Source organism: Cellulomonas septica, from assembly GCF_012396155.1.
GTDB classification, from domain to species: domain Bacteria; phylum Actinomycetota; class Actinomycetes; order Actinomycetales; family Cellulomonadaceae; genus Cellulomonas; species Cellulomonas septica.
In genome coordinates this window covers 1-6,448 of record NZ_JAAXOY010000153.1, presented here as the reverse complement: position 1 = coordinate 6,448, position 6,448 = coordinate 1, and the positions used below count along the sequence as shown (strand labels likewise).

Sequence of the window (6,448 nt, the reverse complement as noted above, 5' to 3'; positions counted from 1 at the left end):
ATCGCGCGTCCTCTCACCACCGACCCGGCCGCCGCCGCCTTCCGGACCACGACCACGTGCGATCCGTCGACGGTAACGGCGCGCCCGCGGCGCCGCCCGCCCGAGCCACCGACGTGCGGTGCCGCGGACCCGGTTGCGCGGCCGGACCGCCCCGCTAGCGTGGAGGACGGTCGAGCAAGGGGCCCACGCGGCGACCCCGGCCCCGTGCCGGTGCGCACGAAGGAGACCGACCATGGCCACAGGAGAGACGGGGTTCGACGACGTCACGTTCGACCTGATCTCGGTCCAGTACCACTCGCTCAAGGCCGGGCACGACTACGGGCAGTACGTGCGGGACGCCCGCAACGCGGGCCAGGAGGAGATCGCGTCGTTCTTCGAGCAGGTGATGCGCGAGGACTCGGAGCGCGCGCAGCGCTGCCACGCGTTCCTGGCGGAGCTCACCAAGGACGGCACGTCGGCGACGAGCCCGCAGGGCGACGCCTAGGCGGCACCCGCACCGGTCACCAGCGGACCGTGAACCACACGACCTTGCCCGCGCCGCGGGTCGGGCGCCATCCCCAGCCCGACGTCACCGCGTCCAGGATGTGCAGGCCGTGACCACCCGGCAGCCCCTCGCGCCCCGTGCGGCGGCGGGGGGCCGTCGCGGTGCCGTCGTGCACCTCGAACGTCACCTCGCGGTCGCGGTGGACCGCCCGCACCGTGATCGCCTGCGAACCGGGGGCGTGCCGCACCGCGTTCGTGAACGCCTCGCTCATCGCGAGCTGCACGGAGTCGACCACACGCTTGGGCGCACCCGCGTCGCGCGCCCGCTCCATCGACCACGCGCGCGCCCGCGCGAGGGACCCCACGGAGGACGCGAACGAGCGTTCGTTGCCGTCGACCTCCGCGTGCACCCGCCGACCGTACCCGCCCGGACGCGTCCGTGCGCACCGACGACGGGCGCGTCGTCGTCCGGACGGGCCGCCCCCGCAGCGCGTCGGGTGCGACGGGCCGGTCGCCGAGTCGCCATACTGGGCGCGTGACGTCACCGACACGCCTGGACGGCGCAGATGCCCCGCAGGACGGCCTGCGCGTCGACCCCGAGCACCCGCACGTGCTGCGCGTGGACGGGGACGTCGACGTCGCGTCGGTCCTCGACCTCGCCGACGAGCTCGGTGTCGCGCGCGGCGAGCTCGGCCCGACGCTCGTCGCCGCCGGGGTCCGTGAGATCGACCTGACCCGGGCCACCTTCATCGACTCCTCGGTCATCGCGGTGCTCGTCACGGTCGCGTCCCACCAGTCGGCGCGCGTCCCGCTGCGCGGCGCGTCGGGCAGCCCGCTGATGGCGCTCGAGGCCTCGGGCGTCGTGTCGATGTTCGACCGGGACGACGAGGGCGACCGGGACGACGCGGCTCGCTGAGCCGGTCAGGCGTGCACCGCGCGCGCCGTCCCGCCCACGGGCACCCCTGCGGTCGGCAGGCCCGCCGCCCGCCACGCGCTGAACCCGCCGTCGACGTCCGTCGCCCGGTGCAGCCCCAGGTCGGCGAGCGACGCCGCCGCGAGGCTCGACGTGTACCCCTCCGAGCACAGCACGACGACCTCGACGTCGTACCCGGTCGCCGCGGGGATGCGGTGCGCGCTCGCCGGGTCCAGCCGCCACTCGAGCACGTTGCGCTCGATGACGACGGCGTCCGGCACCTCGCCCTCGGCCGCCCGCTGCGCGGCAGGCCGGATGTCCACGAGGAGCGCGCCGCGCTCGACGGCGGTCCACGCCTCGTGCGGCGTCAGGCGGTGCAGGCGCGCGCGAGCCTCCGCGAGGACGTCGTCGATCGTGCGGCGGCGCACCGCGGCGGTCACGCGTCCGTCTCCGGCTCGTCGGTGTCGACGGTGCGCGTCGGCACGAGCACGCCGTCCGGCCCCGCACCCCAGTAGGTCATGCGGGTGAGCGGGGGAGAGTAGGCGTGGATGCTCACGGCCGGCTCGGTCCCCGCGTTGACCACGTCGTGGAGGTCGCCCGGCTCGACCGTCTGGGTGCGCCCGGTCGCGAAGCCCTGCGGGACGGGGGTGCCGTCGTCGTCGTCGGGGCGGAGCTCGGTCAGGGTGCCCGCGGTGACGGTGAACGCCGCGGAGGACCGGCCGTGGTCGTGCAGCTCGGTGCCCTGCGCGGGCAGCCACGTGAGCAGCCACACGTCGACGCCGGCTGGTGCGTCGAGCCGGGTCCACCACCGTCCGCTCTGCTGGAAGCGGACGAGGGGACGCCAGCGCTCGGGACGCGCCGCGATGGACCGCACGAGGTCGGCGAGCTCCGCGGTGCCGAGCGTGCCGGGCGGGGCGGATGCGGCGGGTGCGACGGGCGCGCCGGGTGCGGTCGCCGCGGTGGACGGCAGGGTCTGGTCGAGGGTCATGGTCGTGTCTCTCCGGCGCGTCGAGAGGCCGACGCGGCGGCTGCACGCACGAGGCGCAGACGTCACGGCGTCGACCGGGGCTGCTCCGGCGTGGTCGCCGGTGGATCAGGGCTGGCAGCAGCGGCGACAGCGACACGACCGGCGAGCGAGGGCCGGCGACGCGGGGACGCGGACGGAGGAGGACGTCGTGGTCGGCACGGGCGGGTCCTTCCTCTCGGGCGTCGGCGGGGGGAGACGACTCGCTCCCGGCAGGCGGCAGACGTCACCACAGCGCTGCCCGCAGGGCAAGGGGGAGCGGCGTACTTCTCACGATCCGGATGGCACGGCGTCGCGCGCGGGCGTGGGGCGGCCGTGCTGCGCGGCCGGGGCGGAGACGTGAGGCGGCCCTGCTGCGTGGCCGGGGCGGAGGCGTGGCGGTACGACGAAGGCCCCCGCTCGGCGTGGTGCCGGGCGGGGGCCTTCGTGGGAAGCTCCCTCGACTGGACTCGAACCAGTAACCGTCCGATTAACAGTCGGATGCTCTGCCAATTGAGCTACGAGGGATCGCGCGGGAAGAAACTCTAGCAGCCGTCCGAGGGTGCTCCGGACCACCCGCGGCGTCCGGCGGCCGGCGGCGTCAGCGGGGCAGGCCGACCGCGTCGCGCGCCTCGGCCTCGGCGACGTCGAGCGCCGCGGAGACGACGGGGTCGTCGACGTCCACGCCCGCGTCGCCCAGCACCTGCGTGAAGATCTCGCCCTCCTCGTCGCGCCGCAGCGCGAGCCGGACCTTGCCGCCGCCGGGCACCGTGACGGGCACGGCGTGGACGACCGACTGCTGCACGCGCTCGCGGAACGTCTGCGTGAAGCCCACGGACGCGGAGTCCTGCGCGAACGGCAGGCGCGACGTGCCGCCCCAGACCCAGGTGACCGTCAGCACGCGCGTCGCGGGGTCGAGCGACCCGCGGTCCACCTCGCTCCAGGGGACGCGCGCGACCTTGCCGTCCTCGAGGAGGTGCAGCGCCCGGCGGGACGCGACCGCCCACCGGCCGTCGCTCAGGTGCGCCTCGACGAGGACGCGGTCGCCGGGGCGCAGGTCGAGCAGCGCGCGGTCCGCCGCGGGGAGCCGGCGTCGACGGGAGAGAGCCACCGGGCAACGGTACCCGCGCGGCGTGCGGCGCCCGCGCACGCGCGGGGGAGGTGGCGACGGGTGGGGCAGGTGGGGCTTGAACCCACGACCCACGGATTATGAGTCCGCTGCTCTGACCGGCTGAGCTACTGCCCCGAGGCGGAGCCCAGGCTACGGCAGTCCTCTCCGGTCGCGGGGGTGCCCGTTCGCTGCCACGATCCGACGCGACGGAGCACGGGGGACGACCGGGGGGAGAGCGGGGTGGTGAGGCGCAGATGAGCGGGAACACGACGCACGCCGAGCACGGCTGGGAGCTCGCGGCGCGGGCCGGGTACGCGGTGAGCGGGGTGCTGCACGTGCTCATCGGCGTGCTGGCGCTGCAGGTGGCGGTCGGCGGCGGGGGGCAGCAGGCCGACCAGTCGGGCGCGCTGGGCACGGTCGCGTCGACGCCGTTCGGCGGCGCGGCGCTGTGGTTCTTCGTGGTCGCCTTCGCGGCGCTGGGCGCGTGGGAGGTCGCCAAGGCCGTCCGCGGTGCTCCGCCCACGTCGGACGGCGGTGCGCAGGGCTCCCGGACGGCCGGGTGGCGTGCCAAGGCGGCGGGCCGCGCGCTCGTCTACCTGGCGCTCGCGGCCGCGTCGTTCGCGTTCGCGCGTGGCGGCGGCGCGTCGAGCGAGCAGCAGACGGCCGACCTCACCTCGCGCCTCATGTCGGCGCCCGGCGGTCGGATCCTCGTGGCCCTCGTCGGGCTGGCCGTCGTGGGCGTCGGCGTGTACCACGTGGTCAAAGGCTGGAAGAAGAAGTTCCTCGCCGACCTGCACCGTCTGCCGTCGGGGACGGCGGGCCGCGTCGTGGAGCGCCTGGGCGTGTGGGGCTATGTGCTCAAGGGTGTCGCGCTCGGCGTCGTGGGCGTGCTGTTCGTCGTCGCGGCGGCCAAGGCCGACCCGCAGGCGGCGGGTGGCCTGGACCAGGCGCTGCACACGCTGCGGGACCAGCCGGGCGGGCCGTTCCTGCTCGGCGTCGTCGCGCTGGGGTTCGTCGCGTACGGCGGGTATGCGTTTGCCCGCGCGAGATACGGGCGGCTCTGAAGTTCACCCGTTTGCCGCACGCAACTGACGCGGAGTTTCTTGACTAACTGTCCAGAAACGGTCATAGTTCTTGTTGTCAGCGACAACGGCAAACCCGCCGCAAGGTGGGGACGCAAAGCCACGGGACCCACGAGGTCAGCCGAGCTACCGAACGACAGGAGATGACCATGGCTGTGACCACCGACGCCCCCCTCACGCAGGGTGCCCTTCTCACCCCCGGCGAGGTCGCGGTCCTGTTCCGCGTGGACCCCAAGACGGTGACGCGCTGGGCGCAGGCCGGCAAGCTCTCGGCGGTCCGCACGCTGGGCGGGCACCGTCGCTTCCACGAGGCCGAGGTGCGTCAGCTCCTCCAGGGCGTCCCCACGCAGCGCGCGGGCGAGTGACCTTCCGCGGCTCCGGCCGCGACCTGCACGACCCCGGGACGCCGGCGGTGACACCAGTCGCCGCCGGCGTCCTGCTGTGTGCGGTGACCTGGGCCCGGCCGACCTGAGTCGGGTGAGCTGCATCTCGCGACCTGTGTCTCGCGACCTGTGTCTCGCGACCTGTGCCTCGCGACCAGTGTCCCGCGACCTGCGTCCGACGACGACGTCGGGCCGTGGCCCCGAGCGGTGCCCGTCGCCGGTGCGTCGCTCCGGTCAGCGGACCGTCGTCAGCACCGCCGACCGCACGTCCTCGAGCGAGCGCTCCGGCTGGAACACGAGCCACTCGAGCCCGGCCACGACCGTGGCGCCGAACAGCGCCGCCGCCGTGAGGGAAGGGTCCCGGTCGGGCCACGCCGCCGCGACGGCACCGGCGAACACGCCCATCGCGTCGTCGCGCAGCGCGCGGATCGAGTCCTGCCACAGCCGGCCCGTGCGGAACACCTCGGCGACCATGACCTTCGCGAAGTCGGGGTGGTCGCGGACCTGCGTGAGCAGCTCGGTGACGAGCGCGTCGAGCGCGTCCGTGCCGGTCAGGCCGTCGGCGGCCGCTCGCAGCGCCGCGGTGAGCCGCGCGACGCCCTCGGCGATGATCGCCTCGAACAGCTCGGCCTTGGAGCCGAAGTTGTAGAACACCGACCCCTTCGCGACGCCGGCCGCGGCAGCGATGTCGTCGACCGCGGTCGCGGTGTAGCCGCGCTCGGCGACGAGCGCGAGGGCCGCGTCGACGATGTGCCGCCGGGTGTCGGTGGTGCGCATGCGTGCAGCCTCCCAGAACGTGCGCCTGCGGGCGCCGGTCAGATCGTGAGCGCGGGGTGCAGGCGGGACAGGGTCCACGTGCGCATGCGCCCGGCCCGCCACGACGTCACCGCGAGCGAGGCGACGAGGAGCGTGACGAGGTAGGCGACCGCCGTCCAGAGCCGGCCGTCGGGGTTGCCCGTGAGCAGCGCGCGCAGGCCGTCGACGCCGTAGCTCATGGGCAGCAGGGGGTGCAGCGCCCGGAAGAACGCCGGCGACGTCTCGACCGGGTACGTGCCGCCCGCCGACGCGAGCTGGAGCACGAGCAGCGCGAGCGTCGCGATGCGTCCGGCGGCCGTACCGAGCAGCGCGAGGAGCATCTGCTGGACCGCGAGGAAGGCGGCGACGACGAGCACGGTGAACGCGAGCGCGCCGACGGGGTGCGTCGGGGTCAGCCCGACACCCACCCGCAGGACGGTGAGCAGCACGACGACCTGCACGATCCCCATGACGAGCGCGGGCGCGTACCCGGAGAGGGCCGCACGGACGCCGCGCGCGGGCGTCGTGAGGGCGCGGGGCGGCACGGGCCGCAGGATCATCCACGTCACGACCCCGCCCAGGAACAGGGCGAGCGGGAGGAAGAACGGGGCGATGCCCTCGCCGAACCCGGCGGCGGTCGCGCGGTCCGTCGCCTCGAGCCCGACGGGGTCGGCGATC

General features: G+C 75.0%; 10 protein-coding genes, 2 tRNA genes and 1 riboswitch. Of the genes, 4 read left to right on the top strand and 8 right to left on the bottom strand.

Going from position 1 to position 6,448, the window contains the following annotated elements:
* Nucleotides 1-232: 232 nt before the first annotated feature.
* Complete coding sequence (locus HGA02_RS07910) at nucleotides 233-484, top strand: acyl carrier protein (RefSeq protein WP_168678562.1); 252 nt, start codon at nucleotides 233-235, stop codon at nucleotides 482-484.
* A gap of 16 nt (nucleotides 485-500) precedes the next feature.
* On the opposite strand, the gene HGA02_RS21415 is transcribed toward HGA02_RS07910, so the two are convergent.
* Entirely contained in the window at nucleotides 501-893 is a 393-nt protein-coding gene (locus HGA02_RS21415; RefSeq protein ID WP_168678561.1) for an ATP-binding protein, read from the bottom strand.
* Nucleotides 894-1,018: 125 nt separating this feature from the next.
* On the opposite strand from HGA02_RS21415, the gene HGA02_RS07900 reads away from it, so the two are divergent.
* On the top strand, nucleotides 1,019-1,399 hold the full coding sequence (locus HGA02_RS07900) for an STAS domain-containing protein (RefSeq protein WP_168678560.1): 381 nt from the start codon (nucleotides 1,019-1,021) through the stop codon (nucleotides 1,397-1,399).
* Nucleotides 1,400-1,404: 5 nt separating this feature from the next.
* Here HGA02_RS07900 and HGA02_RS07895 read toward each other — a convergent pair whose 3' ends face one another.
* From HGA02_RS07895 to HGA02_RS07875, 5 genes are all read right to left on the bottom strand, one after another.
* The gene (locus tag HGA02_RS07895; RefSeq protein WP_343035363.1) at nucleotides 1,405-1,836 is read right to left on the bottom strand and encodes a rhodanese-like domain-containing protein; all 432 of its coding nucleotides are present in this window, start codon (nucleotides 1,834-1,836) and stop codon (nucleotides 1,405-1,407) included.
* Nucleotides 1,833-2,384 (bottom strand): cysteine dioxygenase, encoded by a 552-nt coding sequence (locus HGA02_RS07890; RefSeq protein ID WP_168678559.1) that lies wholly within the window; start codon nucleotides 2,382-2,384, stop codon nucleotides 1,833-1,835. The genes HGA02_RS07895 and HGA02_RS07890 overlap by 4 nt, the downstream gene beginning before the upstream one ends.
* Before the next feature lie 470 nt (nucleotides 2,385-2,854).
* Nucleotides 2,855-2,927, bottom strand: a tRNA-Asn gene (locus HGA02_RS07885).
* 73 nt (nucleotides 2,928-3,000) lie between these two features.
* The gene (locus HGA02_RS07880) at nucleotides 3,001-3,510 is read right to left on the bottom strand and encodes a hypothetical protein (RefSeq protein WP_124341336.1); all 510 of its coding nucleotides are present in this window, start codon (nucleotides 3,508-3,510) and stop codon (nucleotides 3,001-3,003) included.
* Nucleotides 3,511-3,571: 61 nt separating this feature from the next.
* Nucleotides 3,572-3,645 (bottom strand) — tRNA-Ile (locus HGA02_RS07875).
* Between the two features lie 119 nt (nucleotides 3,646-3,764).
* On the opposite strand from HGA02_RS07875, the gene HGA02_RS07870 reads away from it, so the two are divergent.
* Entirely contained in the window at nucleotides 3,765-4,574 is an 810-nt protein-coding gene (locus HGA02_RS07870; RefSeq protein ID WP_168678558.1) for a DUF1206 domain-containing protein, read from the top strand.
* Nucleotides 4,575-4,651: 77 nt separating this feature from the next.
* A riboswitch (cyclic di-GMP riboswitch) is annotated at nucleotides 4,652-4,726 on the top strand.
* Between the two features lie 15 nt (nucleotides 4,727-4,741).
* Nucleotides 4,742-4,957, top strand: a complete 216-nt coding sequence (locus tag HGA02_RS07865; RefSeq protein ID WP_200829613.1) for a BldC family transcriptional regulator — start codon at nucleotides 4,742-4,744, stop codon at nucleotides 4,955-4,957.
* Nucleotides 4,958-5,209: 252 nt separating this feature from the next.
* On the opposite strand, the gene HGA02_RS07860 is transcribed toward HGA02_RS07865, so the two are convergent.
* On the bottom strand, nucleotides 5,210-5,752 hold the full coding sequence (locus HGA02_RS07860; protein WP_168678557.1) for a TetR/AcrR family transcriptional regulator: 543 nt from the start codon (nucleotides 5,750-5,752) through the stop codon (nucleotides 5,210-5,212).
* 38 nt (nucleotides 5,753-5,790) lie between these two features.
* The coding region (locus tag HGA02_RS07855; protein ID WP_168678556.1) for a YhgE/Pip family protein at nucleotides 5,791-6,448 on the bottom strand (658 nt) is incomplete at its 5' end.

Excerpts from the sequence above, each read along its gene's own strand:
- HGA02_RS07860 (WP_168678557.1), bottom strand. The coding sequence starts at position 5,752 with ATGCGCACCACCGACACCCGGCGGCACATCGTCGACGCGGCCCTCGCG.
- HGA02_RS07910 (WP_168678562.1), top strand. The coding sequence starts at position 233 with ATGGCCACAGGAGAGACGGGGTTCGACGACGTCACGTTCGACCTGATC.
- HGA02_RS07890 (WP_168678559.1), bottom strand. The coding sequence starts at position 2,384 with ATGACCCTCGACCAGACCCTGCCGTCCACCGCGGCGACCGCACCCGGC.
- HGA02_RS07865 (WP_200829613.1), top strand. The coding sequence starts at position 4,742 with ATGGCTGTGACCACCGACGCCCCCCTCACGCAGGGTGCCCTTCTCACC.
- HGA02_RS07870 (WP_168678558.1), top strand. The coding sequence starts at position 3,765 with ATGAGCGGGAACACGACGCACGCCGAGCACGGCTGGGAGCTCGCGGCG.